The organism is Aeromicrobium changchenzhani (assembly GCF_057586615.1).
The window spans coordinates 570,955-595,240 of the sequence record NZ_CM172480.1; the positions used below are offsets into that span (position 1 = coordinate 570,955).

Below are 24,286 nucleotides of genomic sequence, written 5' to 3' on the forward strand. Positions count from 1 at the left end.
ATAAGAGTTGCTTTGCAGGGCCGCACTTACGAGTGCGGCCCTGCAACTGTTTGCTTAACCCCAGGCCGTAATGGACTGAGCATTTTCGACGCCGAACACGCTGCGGACAAAGGCCTTGCCGGCGGCTTCACCGCTGATCGCGGCAAAGCCAGGGAATGCTGCTCCGTAGCCGGCCGCTGATTCTTCGACAACGGTCGCGCTGACCGCATTCATCCGAATTCCTGGGAGTTCGGGAGTGGCGGTGCGGACAAAGGCGTCGATCCCTTGATTGACAACTGCGCTGGCTGAGCCGCCGGGGAAGGCGAAGTTGCCGACGATGCCGCTCGTGAGCGTGATCGAGCCGCCGGGACTCACATGGTCACGTGCTGCGAGCGCGATCCGCAGTTGGCTGATGAGCTTGCCTTCGATCGTTGCCGTGTAGGTGTCGAGGGTCGCATCGACTGCTGAGTCCCAGCGGGCTGTCCCGATCACGCTCACTACAGCGTCGACCATACCGACGCTCTCGAAGAGTGCTGCGACACTCGCATCATCGAGCGCGTCGACCGGGTGATCGGCGGACGCGCGATGCGCCTCGATGACTTCTAACTCGCCATCGCAATAGGCGGCGTGGTGCTTGCGCAACTCAGCGACCGCATGTTTGCCGATCGTTCCGGTGGCGCCGAATACGAGAATCTTCATGGGCGGGATCCTTCTGTGGAAATCTCTCTGGCGAAATAACTGGCGAAATAACTGGGGAAATAACTGGGGAAATAACTGGGGAAATAACTGGGGAAATGACTGCGGGCGGATCCGGTGGAAGCCGTGGATCCGCCCGCGATCGGGGTGGTGAGGATCTACTTGATCAAACGCGGTGCTCCGGTGTCAGCCGCGCTGGCGTCCAATCCGTTCGCGACCAAGATTTTCTTGATCATGCCGTTTGAGTGCATTTTGGCGATATCGGCGTTGACTGCAGCCAGCAGTTTCTTATTTGACAGCGGGATAGGGAAGGACGCTTGCGCGCCTTCCTGCGATGCCGCCACCTCTGGGTTCGAGCCAGCTACCTCAACCTTCATATCCTTATTGTTGAACTTGCCCGAACCGAAACTGTCGATGCCGACCTCAATGCGCCCGGCCTTGAGGTCCTGGTTCATGTTGAGCGTTGTCGAGTAGACCTTGAGGCTGCTACCGAGGAACTTCTTCATGTCAGCAACCCACAGGTAGCCGTCGACAGTGCCGACCTTCTTGCCCTTGAGCGCGGCGATGTCGCTGATTCCGTCCTTGGAGATGATCGCCATCTGATCGGTGTAGAGCGGGTCCGACAGCGAGACGATCTTGGCCCGCTCGGCGGTGCGATACCAGTCCGCGGCTGCCAGGTCGGCGCGACCGGCCTGCACCATCGGGATGACGGCAGCGGTGGCGGCCGGCTTCGCGGTGATGGTCAGGCATTCCATCTTGGCAATCTCCTTGACCAGGTCACCGTCGACTCCGGTGATGGTCTTACCGTCGAGCTTTGAGAACGGCGGGAGGTCGTAGAGGGCAACGGTGAGCGTGCCCTTCTTGACCGTCGAGAACTCGTGGGCGGGGGTGCAATCTGAGGCGACCGTTGAGCTTGAGCCGCCGCCGCACGCTGCCATGGTGCTGGCCATAGCCACCGCAGCAGCGCAAACGAGTGTTTTACGTAGATACATGGTTTCTCCTTGGATGGGTCGTGCGGTAGGTCAGAGGTGACGGGCGAGTCGGTGCTCGACGCGCTCGGTGAGGAAGCTGGTGGGAATTGTGACCGCGAGGTAGAGCAGCGCGGCGAGAACGAAGACGCTCGTGTAGCGGAAACTCGAGGAACCGATCGAGTAGGCCTGGCTGGTGAGCTCGGGCAAGGCGATCGTGTAAGCCAACGACGTGACCTGGAAGATGAGAATGGCAAATCCCATCAATGGTGGGATGGCGATCCGAATTCCCTGCGGGATGACGATAAAGCGGAGGGTGTCGTGGCGCGCCATTCCGAGCGCTTCGGCGGCCTCGACTTCGCCCGGCGGAACGGCTTGAAGCCCGCCGCGAAGAATCTCACTCGTATAGGCCGCGGTGGTCAACGCGAATGCGAGTGCGGCCGACAGGAGCGCCGACAGGGTAAGCCCCGCGCTGGGCAGGCCGAAATAGACGATCTGCAGCATGACGAGTGCGGGCATGCCGCGGCCAAGTTCTACGAGGCCAATGACGACCCAGCGCACTGGGCGACGTTTTGTGTTCGATCCCAGCGCCAACAACAGGCCCGCTGGTAGTCCGAGCAGGAGGCTCAGACCGGCTACCCGAACGCTTACCCACAACCCGGTGAGGAGGGTCGGAAGCCAGCTGCCCCAATCAGCGAAAAAGCTCATCGGGCGACTCGTTTCTTCAGTCGGGAATCGAGTAAGCGAGATCCCCAAGCGCACGGGATGGTGATGATCACGTAGACGATTCCGGCGATGATGAACGGTGTCAGCGCATCTCGAGTTTGGTGCGACTGCTGGGTGGCCCTGAACATGATGTCGGTGACGCCAATCGTGAAGGCGACTGAGGAATCTTTCAGCAGCCCGATTCCGTAGGTTGCGGCGGCGGGTATCGAAACCCGGAAGACCTGCGGCCCGATCACCTTTGCGAGCACGGATCGGTGATTCATGCCGAGCGCTTCGGCTGCCTCCCATTGGCCGGCCGAGATGGCTGAAAGCCCGCCACGATAAATCTCGGCCATGTAAGCACAGGAGATCAGACCGAGGCCGAAGATCGATGCCATGAGGGCGGTCATCCAGGTCATGGAGGCGCCGAAGCCGAAGAAAATGAGGAACAGCCAAACCAGCGGCGGAATGCCGCGCAGAGTTTCGATGAGGAAACGCGATACGAGTCGAACTAGGAAGAATCGTGACCGCCGACCCAGGACGAGCGGGATGCCACCAAGCGCCCCAAGCGCAAGCGCCGCGACCGTCATCAACACGGTTGTTGGCACGCCAGCGAAAATGGTCAGAAACATGTGCATGCTCAGCGCTCCAGCACCGCGCGCAAGAACTGCCGGGTTCGGGCATGACTGGGCGCTGAGAAGATGTCCTCGGGTGCGCCCTCCTCGAGAATGGCGCCCTCGGCCATCACGATGAGGTGATCACAGACGTCGCGCGCAAATTGCATTTCGTGGGTGACGACAACCATCGTCATTCCTTCGAGCGCGAGCTCCTTCATGACTGCCAGCACTTCGAGCCCGAGTTCAGGGTCAAGCGCCGAGGTCGGTTCATCAAACAGCATGACTTGGGGCTCAAGAGCCAGGGCTCGGGCGATGGCGATTCGCTGCTGCTGGCCGCCAGAGCAGCGGTTTGGATATTGCTTGGCTTTGTCAGCCAAGCCGACGCGTTCGAGCAAGCCGGCAGAGACTTTATCGGCTTCCTTGCGGCCGCGGCCGAGAACGCGTTCCTGCGCGAGACTCACATTGCGCAGGACGGTCAGATGCGGGAACAGATTGAAAGACTGGAACACCATTCCGGCGTTCCGTCGCAGCAATGCAAGATCCTTCGCGCCGACGCGTTCGCCGGCGGTGATGAGAGTGTCGCCGACGGTGATGCGGCCGCTGTCAGGATCTTCCAAGAGATTGATGCAGCGCAGCAGAGTGCTCTTGCCGGCGCCACTCGGGCCAATGATGGCTGCGACTTCACCCTCACCTACGGTCAACGACACGTTATCGACGACGGTGTTGTCACCGAAACGCTTGACCACGTTCTGCAGTTGGATAACTGGCTTCTTGTCGCGAACGGTATCGGTCATGGTGTTGGCGCTCCTGATCGGTGCGGGTTGAACTTTGTCTTGCTGGCGGCCTTGCGATGTGCGGTAATTCGAACGTGACCCGCATCACGGGATTTTGGTCAGACTATGCCCGGAGCAGTGTTGGTTGAAAGGGTTACAGCGTCACTGATTGTGTCCCTGCACTAAGCAGTCCTTGCCCTGTGGTCAACCGTGTTTGTTCTGCACCGGGTCCATCGCAGTTGGAAGGAAATTCAACGGCGCCCGTATTGCTAGCGGATCGGGTCGTTCTGTGACAATCTGAGAAGAAACCAGCGAGGGGTTAATTTGCTTATGCTGAATCCAGTGCATCTGCGCACCCTTGCGATGGTTGTTTTGACCGGTTCGTTCGCCGATGCCGCGCGTCGGTTGGGTTATACCGCGTCGGCAGTTTCGCAGCAGATTGCGGCGCTCGAGCGGACCGTACGCATACCGTTGTTCGATCGGGATGCGCACAGCGTGCGCCCGACCCCGGCAGCGGAATTTCTGGTCAATCGTTCGCATGAGGTGCTGGCGGCGCTCGGCGCACTTGAAGGCGATGTGCGCGCGATGGCAGAAGGCACAATGGGCCGTCTGCGGCTTGGCAGTTTCCCCACGGCCAACGAACAGTTGTTACCGCGAACCTTGCCGAAGTTGATCTCAGACCGCTCGCAATTGGAAGTTCATCTGGACGAGGGCGAGCCAGATGAGCTGGTGCCGATGCTCATCGACCAGGAGCTCGATATCGCTGTTGTCTATCGCTATGACCTGGTGCCGCGTCGTTGGCCCAGGGGACTGCAGGCGGTCAAGCTGCTAGATGAGAGTTTGTTCTTGCTATTGCCCTCAAACCATCGGCTGGTCGGAAAACCAGTCTCATTGCGCGACTTAGAGGGTGAAAAGTGGATTTCGACGCGCGAACGCTCCGCCGGAGCAACCTCATTGCGGCGAGCATGCGCTCAGGCTGATTTCAATCCAGTCGTCGATTTTCGTAGCAATGATTACGACGTCGTGCGCGGTTTCGTTCGCTCCGGCCTCGGCATTGCTCTGGTCCCGGCGCTCGGTCACGAGGCCAGCGAGGGGGTCGAAGCAGTTTTGATCGAAGATTTGGCAGTCCGGCGCCATGTCATGGCATTGCACCGGCCAGCCAGATCCACCGGAGCCGTTCGTTCCGCAATCGTCGCGTTGCAGTCTGCTGCCGGCTCACTGGCCGACGACCTCCCCGGTCTCGACGCCTTCACAAGCTGATGCGCTGCCCCATGCCGTCGGCTTGGGCGGCTTCGAGGACAGCCTGGGCGGCTGCCGCATCTTGGATCCCGACGCCGACGCTGTTGTAGTAGATCACCTGTGTGGGGCTCGTGCGTGCCTGCTGGCGACCGATGAGGACGTCGCCAAGTTCAATGAGGTCTTCGGGCTTGCGGATCCCCGCAGCGATTGCATCGACAATCGGTCCAGCGTGCTCGATCGCGGTCGGACGGTGATCGATCACGACTGCGGCCGCCCGTTCGACAATCGCACGCGGGATCTCGAAATGGTCGGGTGCGAATGATCCAACGCTGATAATCGTTGCCCCGTCATCGATCCAACTGCTCTCCAGTACGGGTTCGAAACTTGTTGTGCAGGTCGCGATGACATCGGCCCCGCTGACTGCGGCCGCCGCGGAGTCGGCGGCGTGGACAGCAAAGTCGTATTCAGCGTCGAGGACATCGGCTAATCCTTTGCAGTTGCCCGCATCGGGGCTCCAAATGCTGACCTGAGCGAGGTCGAGCACGCGCGCAATCGCACGCACGTGGGCGGCGGCCTGAACTCCTGAACCAATCACCGCAAGTCGATTGGCGCCGGGCTTGGCCAGCGCCTCGACGGCGACCGCACTTGCCGCTGAGGTGCGGATTGTGGTGACGCTCGTACCGTCCATGATCGCTAACGGTCGACCAGTCTTGGCGTCGAGCACGGTTACCAGCGCCGAGATCACCGGCATCCCTTGTTCGCTATTGCCTGGGTTGACACTGCCGAACTTGCAGACCGCGCCGCTAAGCGGATCCAGTCGGGCGGCGTAGCAGAAGGACACCGAGTCCTCGGTACCTTCCAGCAGTAGTCGTTCGGCCAGGAGGGCGTCACCGGAAGCGAGATTGCTGAACGCTTTGCGTTGGGATTCGATCGCAAGGTCGACGGTCAGCAGCGTGCTGACATCGGTGGCGGATAAAGCGAGAAATTCGAGCGCGGAAGACATGGGACCTTGCGATCTGCTAGGCGGCTGGACCATCTCAGAATGTCTCAGCCAGCCAACAATAGCCATGGGCGGGAGCCACAGCACCTCTAATGCCAGAGCAAAATACCGCTGTGCCTTTGCCTCTGGCGCGCGGATCGAGGAGCGATGATGCTGGGTTGCATACCTACACCGAGCAAGAATCGAGCAGACCTGTGAGCCCAGACGTGTTGACACTCATCGATGAGTGGGGACCGGAGAAAATCGTATGCGTATCGGATCAAAAGACCGGTATGCGTGGAGTTTTGGTGCTCGATAACACCGCTCGCGGAATGGGCAAGGGCGGCACCCGTATGAGTCCCAGCCTGACGGTTCACGAAGTCGCCCGGCTGGCCCGGACCATGACGTGGAAATGGGCTGCGGTCGATCTGTATCACGGTGGCGCAAAAGCGGGCATTCTCGGCGATCCCAATGATCCAAACAAGGAAGCGATCCTCCGGGCATTCGCCCGCGCCTTGGTCAAAGAGGTCCCGTCCGACTATGTGTTCGGCCTCGATATGGGCCTCGCCGAACATGATGCTGCGATCTTCGTCGACGAGTTGCGCGATCACGGTGCGGCCGTCGGGCTTCCGCGATCACTCGGCGGTGTGCCGTACGACCAGCTCGGTGTGACCGGTTTCGGTGTGGCCGAAGCTGCGGACGCAGCCGCATCGACGATTGACCTCGATATGGCCGGCGCTCGCGTGGTGATTCAAGGTTTCGGTGCGGTCGGCCAGGCGGCCGCCACGCGGTTCGTCGAGCTCGGTGCTGCGGTGGTCAGCGTCTCGACTGCAGAGGGTGCTGTGCACGATGCTGATGGTCTTGATATCGCCAAACTGATTGCGCTTCGTGCTGAGCTCGGGGATGCGTGTGTTCGCGATTATGGGACGTCGTGGTCCGCCGCCGAGGATGCATTATGGCTTGACACCGATATTTTAGTGCCAGCCGCCCGCGAGGATGTCATCGGACAAGACGTCGCCAACGCGACCAAGGCGCGGCTGGTCGTCGAGGGCGCGAACATGCCAACGACCGCCGAGGCCAAGAGCATCTTGCACCGCCGTGGCGTCACGGTCGTGCCCGATTTTATTGCCAATGCCGGCGGGGTTGTCGCGGCTGCGCACTCGATGGATATGCGCTATTCGCCGTTCACGGTCGATCCGAAGGATATCTTCACGATGATTTCTGATCGGCTCCGCGCCAACACGATTGCGGTCCTTAACGATGCGCTCGCGACCGGTACGACGCCACACGAAGCGGCGCAAGCCTTGGCCCGAAAGCGAGTGTTCGAGGCCATGGTGTTGCGCGGACAGCGTTCCCGCACGGTCATCAACGCGTGAGGTCACAATGACTGAGGCAATTGATCAGCACTTTTTGGACTGGCTGAGCTTGGAAAAGCTGAGCTTGGACCGGCTCAATGGGCTGGATGATGGCACCTCGACCGCCGGCACTGCGGCCGAAGACGATGTCTCTGACGCGACGTATCTGGACTATTTTGACGCGCAATTACAGAGCCGCCATCTCGACTTCGCATCCCGATGGTTGCAACGCCAGGGTCAGGGTTTCTACACGATTGGCTCCGCTGGACACGAGAGCAATGCCGCAGTCGCGATGGCGTTGCGGCCGACTGATCCAGCGCTGTTGCACTACCGATCGGGCGGGTTCTTCGCTGCCCGGGCCGCCCAGGTGGATGGAACGAACCCGATCCGCGATGTCCTGCAAAGCATGGCTGCTGCGGTAGACGACCAGATCTCTGGTGGCCGGCATAAGGTTTTCGGGCACCATGGGTTGGCGATCATTCCGCAAACCTCGACAATCGGTTCGCACCTGCCCCGAGCGGTTGGCGTCGCCTTCGCGCTCGAGCGGTCGGCACGGATCGGCTATCAACTCAACTGGCCCGGGGATGCTGTCGTCGTCACGAGTTTCGGCGATGCGTCGGCCAACCACTCGACCGTCGTCGGAGCGATCAACGCTGCCGCCTACTGCACCCACCGCGGCTTGAAACTGCCGATCTTGTTCGTCTGCGAGGACAACGGCATCGGTATCAGCACAAAATCCCCCAAGGGGTGGATTGAATCGCTGCTATCGAGTCAGCCGGGCATTGGCTATGTGTCGGCCGACGGATCTGATCCCGCCGCAGCATTGCTCACCGCCCGCCGGGCAGCCGAAGCCGTACGAAACACGCGTCAACCGACCATCTTGCATTTGAAGACGGTCCGGTTCATGGGCCATGCGGGTTCCGATGCCGAAGTCGCCTATCGAACACCGTCGGAGATTCTGCGCGACTACGACCGTGATCCCTTGCTGGCGACCGCGAAGACCCTCATTGACCGTCAGATTCTGACCGTCGACGAGATCGGTGATCGCTATGAGTCGATGCGCGAACGTGTCATGACTGAGGCGCAAACCGTCTGCGTTTCACAGCATTTGACGACCGCCACGGCAGTGATGGAACCCCTTACCTACAGCAATCCTGAGGCTGTTCGCACCGCCGCGCTAACGACGCCATCGCCCGAAGATCGCCAGATCGTTAAGAAAGCACCGGAGGACCAGGGCCAACTGACACTTGCCCAGTCGATCAACGCGGCCCTGGCCGATGTGCTCGCCACCTGGCCGCAAGCATTAGCATTCGGTGAGGACATTGCCCTCAAGGGCGGCGTTTATGGCGTGACCCGGACGCTGAGCAAACGCTTCGGTATCGCCCGGGTTTTCGACACGATTCTGGACGAACAAACCATCCTGGGGACCGCATTGGGTGCGGCGGTCAGCGGATTGTTGCCGATTGCCGAGATCCAGTACCTCGCCTATCTGCACAACGCGGAGGACCAGTTGCGCGGCGAAGCGGCAACATTGCGCTTTTTTTCCAACGCCCAATACACCAACGGGATGGTGGTACGGGTTGCCGGTTTGGCGTACCAGCGGGGCTTCGGCGGCCATTTCCACAACGATAATTCGGTCGCTGTTCTGCGCGACATACCCGGATTGATCCTTGCTGTGCCGAGTCATCCGCAGGATGCGCCGGCGCTGCTGCGGGCGTGCGTCGCACTCGCCAAGGAAGAAGGCCGAGTGTGCGTTTTCCTTGAGCCGATCGCGCTCTACCATCGGCGTGATCTTTACTCGGCCGGCGATGAACTGTGGACGGCAGAGTATGCCGCGCCAGCCACCTGGGCCGCGGCGGCAGAAATCATTGGCCGGGTCGCCGCCCATCTCGACGGACCCGACCTGTTGATCGTCACCTTCGGCAATGGGGTCGCGATGAGTCTGCGCGCCGCGGCCGAGCTGAAGACGGCGGGAATTGATTGCACCGTGGTGGACCTGCGTTGGCTGAGTCCACTACCGGTCGATGACCTGTTGCGCTACGTACGAAAGTTCGATCGCGTCCTCGTTGTCGACGAGACCCGACGGACCGGCGGCGTCTCCGAAGGTGTCATCACGGCGCTGTCCGATGCAGATTATCGCGGTGCGGTGCGCCGGGTCGCGAGCCAAGACAGCATCATCCCGTTGGGTCCTGCCGCCGATGTTGTCCTTCTGTCCGAGGCAGACATCGTTGCGGCTGCCCATGAGTTTTTTCCCACTAACGTACCCACCAACGTGCCCACGATCAGCTTAGAAGAGGCAGCACAGTGACTACCAAAACAGTGACTATCAAAACAGCGGATACCAAAACAGGCAAAGGCAAACCCGCCTTCGAACCGCTCGATCCGGCCGGGATCGACTTGGTACTCAGCGATCAGGAGATCGCCGTTCGGGCTTCGGTGCGCAAACTTTGCGCGAGCGCGATCGACCCGCACGTCGCCGAATGGTTTGAGGCCGGCACGATCCCCGACATCCGTGGCCTCGCCAAGGAGCTCGGCTCGCTCGGCCTGCTTGGTATGCACCTTGAGGGCTATGGCTGCGCAGGCATGACCGCGACCGAATATGGCCTGGCCTGCCTTGAACTCGAAGCCTCCGATTCGGGCATCCGCTCGCTCGTTTCGGTTCAGGGCTCGCTTGCCATGTTCGCGATCTGGAAGTGGGGCAGCGAGGAGCAGAAAACCACCTGGCTTCCACGGATGGCCAGCGGGGATGCCATCGGCTGCTTCGGTCTGACCGAGCCCGATGTCGGCTCCGATCCGGGCAACATGAAGAGCCGAGCGCGGCGTGACGGTTCCGACTGGGTGCTCGACGCTCGCAAGATGTGGATCACCAACGGATCCGTGGCCGATGTTGCCGTCGTGTGGGCAATGACCGATGAGGGCGTTCGTGGCTTCGTCGTGCCAACCGACACACCCGGTTTCAGCGCGCCACTGATCAAACACAAAATGTCATTACGCGCCTCGGTCACAAGCGAACTCGTTCTTGACGGCGTACGGTTGCCGGCCGATGCAGTTCTGCCGGAGGTGACCGGCCTGAAAGGGCCACTGTCGTGTCTCAATGAGGCCCGTTACGGAATTGTCTGGGGAGCGATGGGCGCTGCGCGCTCATCCTTCCAAACAGCGTTGGACTATTCGCTGACACGCGAGCAGTTTGGCCGGCCGATCGCCGGATTCCAATTGACTCAGCAGAAGCTTGCCGACATGGCGCTCGAACTCACAAAAGGCACGCTGCTCGCGCTGCACCTCGGACGTGCGAAAGATCGCGGCACCCTGCTCCCACCGCAGGTCAGTCTCGGCAAGCTCAACAATGTTCGCGAAGCGCTCGAGATCTGCCGAACCGCCCGCACGATCCTGGGGGCAAACGGTATTTCGCTCGAATATCCGATCATCCGGCACATGAACAATCTTGAGTCGGTGCTGACGTATGAGGGCACCGTCGAGATGCACACGTTGATCATTGGCCAGGCGCTCACCGGGGAGAATGCATTTAGCTGATCCCCCGTCACGGGTTTACCACGGTCTCCCGGAGAGTTGAACCTCTCCACGGCATACTTGCCGCGTCCGGATGAGGTTTGCCGTGTGACCGTGGTAAACCAAGGTTCAGCCAAACCGTCCTTGGATGTAGGCCTCGGTGGCGGCGTCTTCGGGATTGGAGAAGATCTTCTCGGTCCGATCGAACTCGACCAGCCGGCCCGCCTTGCCAACCCCGGCGAGGTTGAAGAACGCGGTCTCATCAGACACCCGCGCCGCCTGCTGCATGTTGTGTGTGACGATCACGATCGTGTAGGACTCCTTGAGCTCCTGGATCAGATCCTCGATGACACTTGTTGAGATCGGATCGAGCGCCGAGCAGGGCTCGTCCATCAACAGGACTTCGGGTTCTACCGAGATTGCACGCGCGATGCACAGCCGCTGTTGCTGCCCACCAGACAGACCCGAACCGGGTCGCCCGAGCCGGTCTTTGACCTCCGACCACAGTCCCGCGCTGCGCAAGGACCGTTCGACGATGACATCGGCGTCGAGCTTTTTCATCCTTTTGGAGTTGAGCTTTTGGCCGGCGAGAACGTTGTCATAGATCGACATTGTCGGGAACGGATTGGGGCGCTGGAAGACCATACCGATCGCGCGGCGCACACTGACCGGATCCATGTCGCGGCCATAGAGATCCTGGCCATCGATGAGCACTTTGCCTTCGACACGCGCGCCGGGAATGACCTCATGCATACGGTTCAACGACCGCAAGAAGGTCGACTTGCCACAACCGGACGGCCCGATTATCGCGGTGACCGAACGCGCCGCGATCGCGATACTGACATCCTCGACGGCGAGGAAATCGCCGTAATAGATGTCGAGTCCGGAAACGTCGATATTTTTTGCCATGCTGAATCCTTCGCTGGTGAGCGGGTTAGCGCTCGTCCTTGGGGGAGAAGAAGTGCGCGACGAGACGCGCAATGAGATTGAGCAGCATCACGATGATCAGGAGCACGAGCGCCGCACCCCAGGCTCGGTCGATGCTGGGGCCCGGCGGGATGCCGGGATTGGTCACCGATGAATAGGCGAATACCGGCAGGGTTGCCATTCGGCCCTCGAACAGGTTGAAGTTGACCGAGTCGCTGATGCCGGCGATGACCAGCAGCGGTGCGGTTTCGCCGATTACTCGGGCGATCGCGAGCGTGACGCCGGTGACGATTCCGGCGAGCGCGGTGGGGAGCACGACCTTGAGGACTGTCCGCCACTTCGGCACGCCCAACGCGTATGCCGCCTCGCGCAGCTCGTTCGGGACCAGCTTGAGCATCTCCTCCGATGACCGTACGACGATCGGGATCATCAGCACTGACAGGGCGACCGAGCCGCCGATGCCCAGCCGGACGCCGGGCCCGAAGAAGATCACAAACAGTGCGTAAGCGAATAGCCCCGCAACGATCGACGGGATGCCAGTCATCACATCGACCAGAAAGATTATTGAGCGGGCGAGTTTGCCGTTGTTGCCATATTCGACCACATAGATCGCGGTGAGCAGCCCGATTGGCACCGAGATGAGCGTCGCGGCGAACGTAATCAATAGCGTGCCGGCCAGCGCGTGATAGATGCCGCCACCGGGGCCGACGACATTGCGCATCGAGTTGTTGAAGAAATCGACCGACAAGACTGCGGCGCCCTTGCTGATGACGGTCCACAGGATGCTGAACAGTGGGAGTAGCGCGAGCACGAATGAGCTGGTAACCAGCACAGTGACGAGCCGGTCGGTGGCTTTGCGGCGACCTTCGACGATGCGCGACCAGATCGGCAGACCCGCACCGACGAGCAACCAGCCGAGCAAGACCGACATGACCGGACCGACACCGGCGAAGTAGGCAGCGCCGCCAGCGATGATGGCGATGCCGAGCGCGGCGGCGCCAGCCCAATTGGGTAACTGGGCGCCGCGCAGGCTCTGGCCGAGATCCAGATTAGACGGCGGCGGTGGTGGTTGCGGTGTGGGCGCTAATGGCGCGAGGGTTGTGGTCATCAGTTGGCTCCGGAGAACTCTTTGCGGCGGTTGACGATTGCGCGCGCCGCGAAGTTGACGATGAAGGTGATCACGAACAGCACGAGTCCGCTGGCGATCAGGGCATTGACGCTGAGCCCGCTGGACTCCTTGAACCCGAGTGCGATGTTGGCCGCGATTGTGCTCGGGTTGGTGCTGCTGATCAGGTTGAGGGTGACGACGCCGGAGGCGGACAGCACCATCGCGACGGCCATCGTTTCGCCGAGTGCGCGGCCGAGACCGAGCATTGCCGACGAGACGATGCCTGAGCGCGCATACGGGAAAACGGTCAAGCGGATCATTTCCCAGCGGGTGGCGCCGAGGGCGAGGGCGGCCTCTTGGTGCAGGCGTGGTGTCTGCAGGAAGATCTCCCGGCAGATCGCGGTCATGATCGGCAGGATCATCACCGCGAGCACGATGCAGGCGGTGAAGACAGTCCGGCCGGTCACCGAGGCGGGGCCGGCGAAGAACGGTATGAAGCTCAGATGCGCGGCGAGGTTTTCATACAGCGGGACCATGTGACCGGCGAGGAATTGGATGCCCCACAGGCCATAGACAACGCTCGGGACTGCGGCTAACAGGTCAATCAGGTAGCCGAGGACGTGGCCCAGGCGACGTGGCGCGTAGTGCGAGATGAACAGCGCCACCCCGACCGCGACTGGCAACGCGAGCAAGAGCGCGAGGAAGCCGGACAGGAGCGTGCCGAAGACGAGCGGCCAAACGTATGGCAGGAAGTGCTGCTTGCTCTGGACTTCGGACGGATCGGCCAGGATGCCGGGGATTCCTTCGACGATGAGGAAGGCGGCCACGCCAGCGAGGATCACCAAGATCGAAACGCCAGCGCCGGTTGTGAGGCCAGCGAAAACCCGGTCACCGCGGCGGCGCACGGGGCGTTCGCTTCGTGGGGTGCGGGTTATGGTCACTTCGGCGGCCTCTCTACGGGAACATTGTGGCGAGTGGATGATGACGAGGTGGCCGCCCGGATAAGGCGGCCACCAACGTCATCAAGCAGCCGAGATCAGATCGATCGCGGCGGCAACCTTGGCGCTCAGGTCGGGGGATAGCGGAGCCGAACCGGCGTCCTTGGCCGCATCGGCCTGTCCCTCGGTGCTTGCGATGAACGTCAACCAGCTCTTGACGAGGTCAGCGGTCGCCTTGTCGGAGTACTTCTCGCAGGCGATCTGGTAGGACACCAGCACGATCGGGTAGACCCCATCGGTCTTGACCTTGCGGTCAACCGTGATCGCGATATCGCTGACGCCTCGATCCGGAACGATTGTGGAGGCGTCGAGGACGGCGGCTGCCGCCTCGGGCGAATACTCGACGAATGTCGAGCCGACCTTGACCTTGGCGACCGACAACGCCCCGGCCTGGCTGGCATCGGCATAGCCGATCGTGCCCTTGCCGCTGTTCACGGCCGAGATGACTCCCGACGTTCCTTCGGCTGCTTCGCCGCGCTTGATTGGCCAACTCTTGGTGGTGCCGCCCTTCCAAGCGCCTTCACCGGCCTGATCAAGATAATCGGTGAAGTTTTCGGTCGTACCCGAATCATCGGAGCGGTGTACCGGCGAGATCTTTGTCGCGGGCAGCGTGGCCTTCGGGTTGTCGGCGGCGATCGCTGGATCGTTCCACTTCGTGATCGTGCCTTGGAAGATCGCGCCGATCGTCTTCGGGTCGAGGTTCAGTTCCTTGACGCCGTCGAGGTTGAACACGACCGCGATCGGGCTGACATACACGGGGACTTCGACGACATCGCTCTTGCACTGGGCTTTGGCTTTTGCGAGTTCGGCGTCATCGAGGTAGGCATCGGAGCCGGCGAGCTGGAGGCCGCCGGCGATGAACTGCTCGCGGCCGCCGCCCGAACCGACCGGATCGTAGTTGACGGTCACATCGGGATTGCTGGTCTGGAACGCTTTCTTCCACGACGCAACGGCTGATTCCTGCGCGCTGGAGCCGCCGCCGTTGAGCGTTCCGGAGACGGTGTCCGAGGAGGCGCTGGTCGTACTGGCATTTTCATTTGCTGCACCACAGGCGCTGAGGCCGAGTGCGAGTGCGAGCGCTGCTGCAGCCGGAACGGCCATTCGATTGCGTTTCACTGTTAATCCCTCTCTAGGGTTTCATGACTTTTGGTTTCACTCAGACGCTAAACAGCGGAGGTGTACCAACGTGTCGAGAGAGATGAACGGAGCGTGAACGATCCTCTAACAGCTGCGAACCGGTATGTGCTCGGTCGCACAGACGGTGCCCTTACGGTGATGGACAACGAAGGATTCGCCGGGTTTGAGCGCAACCGGACCGATGCCGAGTTCGGCGCAGATGGCCGGAAGATTTGGCCGGTGGCTACAGATGACGGTTGGCTTCTTTCGCTCCAGCAATGCCACCAACGACCGGCGCAGAAGCGACGTCTTGGTGTCCTCGCCCATCCGGTCGTCGATCTCGATGAACGTGTTGATGCTGTGGGCGTACGGTTCGACGGTTTGCGCGCAACGCAGTGCCGGGCTGCTCACGACATTGCGGATGCCATAACTGGCAAGGACCGGTATGAGCGTCTTCGCGGTCGCGAATCCCACCGGATCGAGCGGCCGATCGAGGTCCTCGCCCGCAAAGCCGAAGCGGTCGACCGCTTCGGCATGGCGCTGCACGATGAGCGTCCGAGTTTTGTGCCGTTTGGTCTCGCGCAGCGTGCGGAACTCCTCGATGACAGCGCGATCGTGCGGGTACGTCAGAAGGTCGCTGACCGCGGTGCCGCCGGGTGGCTGCCCATTGCCAAGCCGGATCCAGCGGATCGCGTCGACTTCTTGGTTGGGCGTGAATCGCTCCCCGGTGGTTTCGCCGATCGGCCGCGCCACCCAATAGTCGACGAGTTTAGGGCCGGCGGCGACCCGATATTCGACCTGTTGGAGGGGGATCCCCAGGCGTACGCGCAGGCCGGTCTCCTCGAGAATCTCCCGCACGGCGGTTTCGCGCAGCGACTCGCCGGGTTCGAGTTTGCCCTTGGGTAGGGTCCAGTCGTCATACTTGGGGCGATGGATTGCGAGGACTTCGATCGAGGTGCCGTTGCCTGAAGGGCTCGTGCCTTTGCGCCACACGACGCCACCGGCGGCCCGAATCGTCTGCTCTTGTGCCATACGTCGTATTGTCCCTGTCAGAGATGAAAACCGGGTTAAGGAGACATGTCCAGTATGCGTCTTCGGACCGGCGTCATTGCCATTATTGTCATCGTGGTCGCGCTGGCCAGCGGTTGGGCGATTTCACGCACGGTCGCCGATTCCCGCGGCCACCTGACTCAGGCGCTCGATGCGCTGCCGGCCAACACCCGAATCATCGGGTTCACCGACTGGGCCAAGATTCGCGATGGGTTGGGCGTTGACGCGTCGAGCCCGACCAATGATCTGGCCGATAAGGCGTTCACCCGAGGCTTGTCCGAACGGTCGGTCCTCGCCGATGCGGCGCCGGCCATGGTTGATGCCTTCGGGTGGTCGATCGCCGATCTGGATTGGGAGGCATACGGTCAGGCCGTCGGTGGTTCGGTTTCTGCGGCCGGTATGGGGCCTGATCTCGACCGGACGATTGTTGAGCGCGGATTGAAAAAGGCCAAGTATGTCGAGCGCCGCGGCATCTGGTCCGCGGACATGTCATCGACGGCTGTCGCTGGCGGGTCGTTGCCGGCCGCGGTGACCAACGCGGCGGTGTTCGACGGGCTTGTCTATTTCGGCTCGAGCCGTGACTATCTTGCTGATGTTGTTGCCGCGCATCGCGATCGCGGGCCGACCCTCGCCGGTGTCGTCGCCGTTCGACAGGCGGCTGATCCGTTGCGTGGCGCCGCCAGCGCTTACGTCGCCGACGGGAAGGATGAGTGCAAGTCGGCCGGATTCGGCGAGCAGGACGAATCAGTACGCAACCAGGCCCGCAGCGCGGTGCAACCCTATGGCGCACTGCGCGCCTATCGGTATGCCGGTCGGGCCATCTTCGACGATGGTGATGCGAGCCGGTTGGTCTTTTCGATGACATTCGATAGTGGCGCGATTGCCAGTCGGCAGGCAGCGCTGCGGTCGCACCTGACGACCGGTCAGTTCATCGGCCGAGCCGGGTCGATGGCTGACGTCCTGAAACTCGACGCTGCCCATACCGACGGGCCGACAGTCGCGCTCGACTTCCAGTTCAATCGTTCCTACTCAGACTTCATGACCGGGGTCGGGCCCGTGCTGTTTGCTGCTTGTTCGGCGTGAGTGTGCTTTAGGTGCGGTATGCGTCGCGGCGATGCCGGATGTTCACGACATGCACCATGACCGTGTCTTCGTGGATTGAATAGATGATCCGAAACTCGCCTCTGCGAGCTGAATACAGTCCCTCCAATGGGCCGCGTAATTGCTTCCCGACCCGTTGTGGATTTCCTGCAAGTGGCCCGCTGAGGAACTCTGCACAGGCAAACGCCGCCGCGACCGGAAGATCCTCGTTGAGGGCTCGCCGGGCTTGGTGCGACAACGTCACCTGATAGGTCACTGGGCAGCGCGTCCGCGCTCCCGCATCTCGACGAGCACATCGTCTAGATCATGGGTCGCACCGGTGGCCGCCTCTGTCAGCGCTGTGTTCAATTCTCGGACTAGTTCTTTGTCGGTCAGAATTTCGACCGTCTCCAACAGTGAGTCGTAGTCATCGACGCCGAGAAGTACTGCAGCACGAGAGCCGTTGCGAGTGATCTCGATTCGCTCATGTGTCTTCATGGCGGCGTCGACATATTGGGAGAGCTGTGCCCGAGCCACGGCTAGCGGGATAGTCGTCATGTACACAATTCTAGCGTCTTATTCGCGTATGTTAAAGGCTGTCAGCCCAGGACGCGCCGTCGCGCGTGGGAGCGTTCGATGAGTTCTTGCTGGATGTCGAACGGTCCGACGTGTCGCTGCCAGGTGCCATCGCTCTGCAGATGGAATGAGGTCGTTGAATCGTCCATCATGCGTTCAAGCAGTTCACCAAGCTCATCGGTATGCGCCCGGGTGGGGATGTTGACGAGCACTTCGACGCGGCGATCGAGGTTGCGGTGCATCAGATCGGCCGAGCCGATCCACGCCTCCGGATCGCCGGAGTTCGCGAACCAGAACACGCGGCTGTGCTCGAGGAAACGGCCCACCACACTGCGTACGTGGATGTTCTCCGACAGATCGGGGACGCCGGGACGCAGCCCACAAATCCCACGGACGACCAGATCGACCCGGACGCCAGCGCGCGATGCCGCATACAGCCGGTCGATCAATTCCTCGTCGACGATTGAGTTGACCTTGATCCGGATGAGCGCGGGGCGGCCGGCACGCTGATGCTCGATCTCGCGATCAATGCGTTCGAGCAGGCCGGCGCGGAGTTCCTCGGGCGCCACCATCAGCCGTCGGTAGGTCGAGCCCTGGGCGAAACCGGACAGATTGTTGAACAGATCGGTGAGATCTTTGACGATGTCGATGTTGCTGGTCAGCAGACCGAAGTCCTCATACAGGCGCGCCGTTTTGGGGTTGTAATTGCCGGTGCCGATGTGCGCGTAGCGGCGCAGTCCGTCGGGTTCATCGCGGATGACGAGGGCCAGTTTGCAATGGGTTTTGAGCCCGACCAGCCCATACACAACGTGGCAGCCAGCACGTTCCAATTTGCGCGCCCAGCGGATGTTGGCCTGCTCGTCGAAGCGAGCCTTGATTTCGACCAAGACCAGCACCTGTTTGCCAGCACGGGCCGCGTCGACGAGGGAATCGATGATGGGGGAGTCGCCCGACGTGCGATAGAGCGTCTGCTTGATCGCGAGAACGTGTGGATCGGCGGCGGCCTGCGCAAGGAAGCGTTGGACGCTCGTGGCAAAGGAATCGTATGGGTGATGGACCAGGACATCGCGTTTGCGTAGGGCGCTGAACAGGTCCGCCGGGCGGGCGGTTTCGACTTCGGCGATATCAGTATGCGTGCCTGGGACGAAGGGCTCGAATTTGAGCTCGGGCCGGTCGAGGTCGGCGATCTCGTTGAGGCTGCGTTGATCGAGCGGGCCTTCGAGTGCGAACACCTCATCGGTGGTGATCCCCAACTCGGAAACCAGCAGATCGAGAACTCCCGGATCCATTGTGGGTTCGACTTCGAGGCGTACTGGCGGGCCGAACTTGCGCCGCAACAGCTCCTGCTCGAGCGCTTTCAACAGGTTTTCGGCATCATCCTCCTCGACTTCGAGGTCCTCATTTCGGGTGACCCGGAACGGATGCTGCGCGATGACCTCCATACCCGGGAAGAGCATGTCGAGATGCGCGGCGATGACGTCTTCGAGCGGAACATAACGCCCCGGCGACGCTGCCATCCAGCGGTTGATGATTGGCGGAACCTTGACCCGGGCGAAGTGTTCCTTGCCGGTGGCGGGATTGCGCATCGTGAGTGCAAGATTGAGCGAAAGGCCCGAAATGTAGGGGAACGGGTGGGCCGGGTCGACCGCCAGCGGGGTCAAAACCGGGAAGACGCGTTCGCGGTACAGCGCCGTGATGCCGGCCTTCTCCTCGGCGCGCAGATCAGCCCAGTGCAGGAGTTCGATGCCTTCGTCCGCCAGCGCAGGAATGAGGGTGTCGGTGAGCGCACGGCCGTGGCGCTCCATTAGTTCGTGGCTGTAAGTCAGGCTCTGCTGCAGGACTTCACGTGGGTTGAGCCGGCTGGCCGAGGGGACCGCGACGCCGGCCGCGATACGCCGTTTGAGACCGGCGATCCGCACCATGAAGAATTCGTCGAGATTGCTTGCGAAGATCGCCGAGAACCGTACGCGTTCGAGTAGCGGCAGGCTTTCGTCGCGGCTCAACTCAAGAACCCGGGCGTTGAACGCGATCCAGGACAACTCGCGATCGAGGAACCGGTCGGCAGGGAGTTCGCCCGCGGTTGAGTCGAATGGCGGGTCGACATCGAACGAGTCCGGTGACGCCGGGGCTTCCAGCTCGGCGACGTCCAGATCTTGAGAATCCATAGTCTGAGGATGACAGGTAAAAGTGAACTTTGGGTGAATCGTTTGTTTCACGATTTCGTGTGTGCGCTACGTTTGCGGCCATGATCTCCTCCAAAGCGGTTGCCATGGCGGCTAAGAGCGGCGCCATTCGTACGATCATGGCCCTGCCGAAGCCTGTCGTCCGGCGAATGGCGGGCGAACCGGTCATCGTCGACGGCAAAACGCTCGATCCGCAGGTCCAGTTGATGCTCCGATTGGAGAAGGTTGAAGGGCCATCGATCGAGACGCTGCCGATCCCGCGCGGTCGCCAGCAGCTCGCGTCGTCGGCACAGCTGGCCGGCGGGAAGCAGCCGATCGGTGCGGTTGCGGATCGTACGATTGCTGGCCCTGGCGGGCCGCTCCCGTTGCGGATTTACACGCCGAGCGGCTTACACGGCAACCTGCCCGCGCTGTTCTTCATTCACGGTGGCGGTTGGATCTATGGAGATCTCGACAGCCATGATGCGACCTGCCGGTTCCTTGCCGAACATGCGCGCGTCCGAGTCATCGCGGTGGACTATCGGCTTGCCCCGGAGGCGCCGTTCCCGGCTGCCTTCGATGACACTTTGGCGGCGTGGAAGTGGATCGTCGCAAATGCCGAGGGCATTGGGGTCGATGTCGATCGGCTCGCGATTGGCGGTGACAGCGCCGGTGGAAATCTGGCCACGATCATCGCCCAGCACGCCGTAACGGAAGGCTTCCAGGCGCCGAAGTTTCAGCTGCTGATCTACCCGGCGGTCGATTTTGTCGAGCGGGCGCCGAGCCGTGACACCTTCGCCGAGGGGTTCTATCTGAGCAAGGCGTTCATGGATCTGGCCGAGGCAAACTATATGAGTGTCGATCAGGATCGGGCTGATCCGAGGCTCTCGCCGCTGCGCCACGATGTCACTGGCGTTGCGCCGGCTTATGTGGTCACGGCCGGCTTCGATCCGTTGCTCGATGAGGGCAAGGCCTATGCCGACATGCTTCGCGCTGCCGGGGTTGAGGTGGAGTATCACTGCGAAGAGTCGCTCATCCACAGCTTCGCCAATCTCATGGGCGTCAACGCAGCCGCAAGGAAGGCCATGGCGCATGCCGCTGCCGCCCTCCAAACAGCCCTCGCCTAACCCCTAACCCTTACGCCGACGAGTCACTCACGTGCGCCGAGGAGTCGCTCACGTGCGCCGACGAGTCACTCACGTACGAGGGGGCTGTGGATAACTGACGTCAGGCTCTGCGAATTTCGGCTTGTATGCCGGTATGAACAATTTGCTCAACAACGGACTACCGTTCTTGGCTGAGGACTGCGGCGTCGTCGGCATGACCGCCAACCAGCTGTATCAGGCGCGCCGTGAAGGTGTCGTGCGCCGAATTCTCGACCGGGTCTTTGTCGACGCAGCCGCTCCTGACACTCGCGAGCTCCGCATCCAAGCGATGAAATTGATTGCCCCGTCACATGCGCTCGTAGCCGATGATTGGGCGGCGTGGATTTATGGCATCGACACGTTCGCACCGGGCAAACGTCATTCGCTCCGCCCGACCCTCGTGGTTCCACACGGGCAGAGCCGCACCCGCGTTGACGGCCTCGCATGCCGGCAAGCCCTCATACCGCTTAAAGATATCGTCGAGATTGACGGCCTGCGAGTCACGACGCCGGTGCGTACGACCTCGGATTTCTTGCGTAAAAAGTGGCGTCCGTACGCGTTGTCAGCGGCCGACTCGATGGCGCGCGCGGGGCTCGTGACGCAGGAAGAAATGATGGAGTACGACGCCCGGCTCAAGGGTTATCGTGGCATCAGGCAGGCGCGCAGCTTGGCGTTGTTGATCGAACCGCAGTGTTCTTCGCCCGGTGAATCATGGACCCATCTGCGTATGTGTGATGCTGGCTTTCCGCTGCCAGAGCCGCAATGGGAGGTTATTGACCGCGATGGCAACACCCGCTTTCTCGATTTCGCCTATCCGCACCTTCTGATCGGGGTCGAGTTTGATGGGGCCGGTTTTCATACCGCCAAATTTGACCAGTCACGTGATGCTTATCGGCGCAGGCTGCTGGAGGCACTGGGATTCCGATTGATTCTCGCGGTGTATGCCGACATCTTCGGAACCGATCCCGCTTTCGAGCAGGGACTTGGTGAACTATTGGGCATGAAGCCGCTCGGCCGCCGTTGGTGAGTGACTCCTCAGCGCACGTGAGTGACTCGTCGGCGTACGTGAGTGACTCGTCGGCTTAAGCCGAGGGGATTTTCCGATTGATCAGGATCGTCAGGACGATGAACGCAAGGGCGATGGAGATCTGGGCGCCCAGCGTGGCCGATGCCAGCAACATCGGCGCGGTCAGGAGCAGCAGGACATCGAGCCCACGCAGAACATTGCCGAACAACGACGGCGGCACCGCGCCACTTGGCGAAGAAACCAATGGGCCGGAATAGTTCGGCGGGGGCGCCGTGACCCAACGGGCGATCGCGGTGAGCGCGGCGAGACCGACGGCGATGCCCACCAACACCGCTGCGCCGGCATTGCCTTCGGCCATGGAATTCAGGTATGCCGGTGCGGACGCGAGTCCCCAAATGATCAACACGACACCCGGCACGATGAGGCCGACCTGCCGTACCGATGATGCGGGCATCGGGAAGCAGCGGATCAACCCCGGCGTTCGTGTCAGCACTCGCAATCCCGAACACAGTCCGAGACCGGCGAGGAATGCGGTGAGCGCGCCAATCGCTGGCACTGCTTTGCCGAGGTCGAGCGTCGCGGCGACATACGGCACGACGAGCGCGGCGGCGAGAACAACGACGGTATGCGCCGAGCGTCGCAGCCGAATGACATCGCGCCAGACCAACGCCCAGTTGCCCGACGGCCCGCCACGAACGGGCCGCACGATTGACCGGCTGCGCCATTTGCGCGCCAGCAGGATGTCATAGACCAGACCCAGATCAAGACCGGCGAGCGCGCCCGACAGGCTCGACAGGAATGCTCCGCCGGCGGTCACCGTCTCTTTGCGGATGCTTTCGAGCGCCGTGTATGCGCGCCAGGCCAACGCGATCGCGGCCACGGCGACGGCCACCCAAACGACAACCCCGAGTGGACCAAAGTGCGGCCGTTCGGGCAAACCGGCGGGTACGTGTCCGGCAGCAACACCGATCAAGCCGGTCCAGATCACTGCACCGAGTAGCCACAACCCGAACTGTGCGACCTGTCGTTCCCGCGCTTGGTCGAGCGCGGCGGCCATCGCCATAGCGGCACAGCCCACCACGATAATCGCGGCGAAGACGACCCCGGTCGACACATCGAAGCCGGCGATCGTGGCATCAACCGCGCCAATCAGGATGCCAGCGATCAGCGCAAGTACGGCGGCCCGTGCCAACCGCGGACGAAGCAGGACCCGCCGGTCAGCAGGAGAAGAGAGCAGCCACGATCCTTCAGCCGGGGTCGCCATCAACGGCCCCAACAGCCGGGCGAGGAGAAGAACAACAGCAAGACCACCAGCGGCAAAAACCCAGGGAAGAGAAGCCCGCGCATCCGAACAGACCGCGGACGCACATGCATCGGTCGACTCGATCCGGATTTGGCGAATCGCGTTGAACGCCATCGCGCCGAGCATGATCGTCGCGAAAATGGCGATGTAGGCATCGGCCAGCACATCGATCATGCGGGTATCGACGCGCCCATCACGCCAGTCGTGGATCTGCCGTCGGAGCGCCCGTACCTCGATCTTGGCGGTACTCATACGGCGGCGAAAGTATGTGTTTTGTCGGCAACTGCGGCGACGAGGTCCGAGTCATGGCTGGCCAGAATGATCGACAGGCCCTGTTTCTTCTCGAGATTGAGGCGCTCCACGAGCCATTCAAGTCCGCTGGCGTCGAGGCGCTGCTCGGGTTCGTCGAGGACGAGTAGGCGGCGCGGCCGTACGAAGGCGCTGGCGAGCGCGAGTCGACGCTTCTGCCCGGACGACAGCGAGCCGGGCAATTGGGCCGAGCGCGACGTCAATCCGACATCGTCAAGAACTGCGTTGACGACCTCCTCGGCATCGGGTACGCGATGCGCCATTGCGAACAGATCGAGGTGCTCGACGACGCTGAGGTCGGGGAAGAAATCGAGGTCATCCATGACGACGGCCAGATCGGCGCGGATCTTGGGGGACCGTTCGTCCATCGCGTTGCCACACAATGTGATGGTGCCTTCTGACGGCTTGTCGACACCGGTGATGCAACGTAGTGCGGTGGATTTGCCCGACCCGTTGGGCCCGACCAGTGCGAGTGCGCGACCGGCGGCGAGGTCGAAGCTGAGTTCGCCGAACACATCGTATTTGCCGAAGCGTTTACGGAGACCGGCAACGCGGAGGACGGGCTCTGCTTTGGACTTCTTCGCCATGTTCACAACGTAGTCGTACGGTCCGACATAGCGCTGAGTGACTCGTCAGCGTACGTGAGTGACTCGTCAGCGTACCTGAG

23 protein-coding genes are annotated in these 24,286 nt (G+C 61.7%); 7 read left to right on the forward strand and 16 right to left on the reverse strand.

From position 1 onward, the window contains the following. Positions 1–54 precede the first annotated feature (54 nt). The 5 genes from AC2YB9_RS02985 to AC2YB9_RS03005 all read right to left on the reverse strand — a co-directional run bounded on the left by AC2YB9_RS02985 (position 55) and on the right by AC2YB9_RS03005 (position 3,759). Positions 55–678, reverse strand: a complete 624-nt coding sequence (locus AC2YB9_RS02985; RefSeq protein ID WP_487267273.1) for a short chain dehydrogenase — start codon at positions 676–678, stop codon at positions 55–57. Positions 679–833: 155 nt separating this feature from the next. Beyond that, positions 834–1,667, reverse strand: coding sequence for a substrate-binding periplasmic protein (locus tag AC2YB9_RS02990; RefSeq protein ID WP_487267274.1), 834 nt, complete (start codon positions 1,665–1,667; stop codon positions 834–836). Positions 1,668–1,697: 30 nt separating this feature from the next. Then, entirely contained in the window at positions 1,698–2,351 is a 654-nt protein-coding gene (locus tag AC2YB9_RS02995; protein WP_487267275.1) for an amino acid ABC transporter permease, read from the reverse strand. After that, positions 2,348–2,980 (reverse strand): amino acid ABC transporter permease, encoded by a 633-nt coding sequence (locus AC2YB9_RS03000; RefSeq protein ID WP_487267276.1) that lies wholly within the window; start codon positions 2,978–2,980, stop codon positions 2,348–2,350. Before AC2YB9_RS03000 ends, AC2YB9_RS02995 begins: the two co-directional genes overlap by 4 nt. An 8-nt stretch (positions 2,981–2,988) precedes the next feature. After that, positions 2,989–3,759, reverse strand: coding sequence for an amino acid ABC transporter ATP-binding protein (locus AC2YB9_RS03005; protein WP_487267277.1), 771 nt, complete (start codon positions 3,757–3,759; stop codon positions 2,989–2,991). Between the two features lie 309 nt (positions 3,760–4,068). On the opposite strand from AC2YB9_RS03005, the gene AC2YB9_RS03010 reads away from it, so the two are divergent. Then, entirely contained in the window at positions 4,069–4,998 is a 930-nt protein-coding gene (locus AC2YB9_RS03010) for a LysR family transcriptional regulator (RefSeq protein WP_487267278.1), read from the forward strand. Here the strand turns inward: AC2YB9_RS03010 and AC2YB9_RS03015 are convergent. Next, entirely contained in the window at positions 4,988–5,980 is a 993-nt protein-coding gene (locus AC2YB9_RS03015; RefSeq protein ID WP_487267279.1) for an ornithine cyclodeaminase family protein, read from the reverse strand. The genes AC2YB9_RS03010 and AC2YB9_RS03015 overlap by 11 nt on opposite strands. A gap of 110 nt (positions 5,981–6,090) precedes the next feature. On the opposite strand from AC2YB9_RS03015, the gene AC2YB9_RS03020 reads away from it, so the two are divergent. From AC2YB9_RS03020 to AC2YB9_RS03030, 3 genes are read left to right on the forward strand one after another with little or no spacing between them, the layout of a single operon-like run. Then, a complete protein-coding gene (locus AC2YB9_RS03020) occupies positions 6,091–7,332 on the forward strand; it encodes a Glu/Leu/Phe/Val family dehydrogenase (RefSeq protein ID WP_487267280.1) in 1,242 nt (413 codons plus the stop codon). Between the two features lie 7 nt (positions 7,333–7,339). Beyond that, complete coding sequence (locus AC2YB9_RS03025) at positions 7,340–9,619, forward strand: thiamine pyrophosphate-dependent enzyme (RefSeq protein ID WP_487267281.1); 2,280 nt, start codon at positions 7,340–7,342, stop codon at positions 9,617–9,619. A 17-nt stretch (positions 9,620–9,636) separates the two neighbouring features. Then, positions 9,637–10,842, forward strand: coding sequence for an acyl-CoA dehydrogenase family protein (locus tag AC2YB9_RS03030; protein WP_487268557.1), 1,206 nt, complete (start codon positions 9,637–9,639; stop codon positions 10,840–10,842). A 105-nt stretch (positions 10,843–10,947) separates the two neighbouring features. On the opposite strand, the gene pstB is transcribed toward AC2YB9_RS03030, so the two are convergent. From pstB to AC2YB9_RS03055, 5 genes are all read right to left on the reverse strand, one after another. Next, positions 10,948–11,727, reverse strand: a complete 780-nt coding sequence (gene pstB, locus AC2YB9_RS03035) for a phosphate ABC transporter ATP-binding protein PstB (protein ID WP_487267282.1) — start codon at positions 11,725–11,727, stop codon at positions 10,948–10,950. Positions 11,728–11,752: 25 nt separating this feature from the next. Further along, positions 11,753–12,853 carry a phosphate ABC transporter permease PstA gene (gene pstA / locus AC2YB9_RS03040; protein ID WP_487267283.1) on the reverse strand — a complete coding sequence of 367 codons (1,101 nt, stop codon included), beginning with the start codon at positions 12,851–12,853 and terminating at the stop codon, positions 11,753–11,755. Next, a complete protein-coding gene (pstC, locus tag AC2YB9_RS03045) occupies positions 12,853–13,794 on the reverse strand; it encodes a phosphate ABC transporter permease subunit PstC (RefSeq protein WP_487267284.1) in 942 nt (313 codons plus the stop codon). Before pstC ends, pstA begins: the two co-directional genes overlap by 1 nt. Before the next feature lie 81 nt (positions 13,795–13,875). Beyond that, positions 13,876–14,967: a phosphate ABC transporter substrate-binding protein PstS gene (gene pstS, locus AC2YB9_RS03050; RefSeq protein WP_487267285.1), complete on the reverse strand. Its 1,092-nt coding sequence runs from the start codon at positions 14,965–14,967 to the stop codon at positions 13,876–13,878. 105 nt (positions 14,968–15,072) lie between these two features. Continuing rightward, positions 15,073–15,999: an NUDIX hydrolase gene (locus AC2YB9_RS03055; RefSeq protein WP_487267286.1), complete on the reverse strand. Its 927-nt coding sequence runs from the start codon at positions 15,997–15,999 to the stop codon at positions 15,073–15,075. Positions 16,000–16,044: 45 nt separating this feature from the next. Here AC2YB9_RS03055 and AC2YB9_RS03060 point away from each other — a divergent pair, with 45 nt between their 5' ends. Next, positions 16,045–17,100, forward strand: coding sequence for a hypothetical protein (locus AC2YB9_RS03060; protein ID WP_487267287.1), 1,056 nt, complete (start codon positions 16,045–16,047; stop codon positions 17,098–17,100). Between the two features lie 7 nt (positions 17,101–17,107). Here AC2YB9_RS03060 and AC2YB9_RS03065 read toward each other — a convergent pair whose 3' ends face one another. Genes AC2YB9_RS03065 through AC2YB9_RS03075 form a run of 3 tightly spaced genes read right to left on the reverse strand, consistent with a single transcriptional unit; the run spans position 17,108 to position 19,838 of the window. Beyond that, positions 17,108–17,374: a type II toxin-antitoxin system RelE family toxin gene (locus tag AC2YB9_RS03065; RefSeq protein WP_487267288.1), complete on the reverse strand. Its 267-nt coding sequence runs from the start codon at positions 17,372–17,374 to the stop codon at positions 17,108–17,110. Continuing rightward, entirely contained in the window at positions 17,371–17,655 is a 285-nt protein-coding gene (locus tag AC2YB9_RS03070; RefSeq protein WP_487267289.1) for a type II toxin-antitoxin system Phd/YefM family antitoxin, read from the reverse strand. The genes AC2YB9_RS03065 and AC2YB9_RS03070 overlap by 4 nt, the downstream gene beginning before the upstream one ends. Before the next feature lie 41 nt (positions 17,656–17,696). Continuing rightward, positions 17,697–19,838: an RNA degradosome polyphosphate kinase gene (locus AC2YB9_RS03075; RefSeq protein ID WP_487267290.1), complete on the reverse strand. Its 2,142-nt coding sequence runs from the start codon at positions 19,836–19,838 to the stop codon at positions 17,697–17,699. A gap of 80 nt (positions 19,839–19,918) precedes the next feature. On the opposite strand from AC2YB9_RS03075, the gene AC2YB9_RS03080 reads away from it, so the two are divergent. Together AC2YB9_RS03080 and AC2YB9_RS03085 are read left to right on the forward strand one after the other, a co-directional pair. Then, entirely contained in the window at positions 19,919–20,962 is a 1,044-nt protein-coding gene (locus AC2YB9_RS03080; RefSeq protein WP_487267291.1) for an alpha/beta hydrolase, read from the forward strand. Between the two features lie 133 nt (positions 20,963–21,095). Continuing rightward, a complete protein-coding gene (locus AC2YB9_RS03085) occupies positions 21,096–22,007 on the forward strand; it encodes a type IV toxin-antitoxin system AbiEi family antitoxin (protein WP_487267292.1) in 912 nt (303 codons plus the stop codon). Positions 22,008–22,062: 55 nt separating this feature from the next. Here AC2YB9_RS03085 and AC2YB9_RS03090 read toward each other — a convergent pair whose 3' ends face one another. Both AC2YB9_RS03090 and AC2YB9_RS03095 read right to left on the reverse strand, forming a co-directional pair. Then, positions 22,063–23,562: a DUF6297 family protein gene (locus tag AC2YB9_RS03090; RefSeq protein ID WP_487267293.1), complete on the reverse strand. Its 1,500-nt coding sequence runs from the start codon at positions 23,560–23,562 to the stop codon at positions 22,063–22,065. Further along, positions 23,559–24,206, reverse strand: a complete 648-nt coding sequence (locus tag AC2YB9_RS03095; RefSeq protein ID WP_487267294.1) for an ABC transporter ATP-binding protein — start codon at positions 24,204–24,206, stop codon at positions 23,559–23,561. Before AC2YB9_RS03095 ends, AC2YB9_RS03090 begins: the two co-directional genes overlap by 4 nt. Positions 24,207–24,286: the final 80 nt, after the last annotated feature.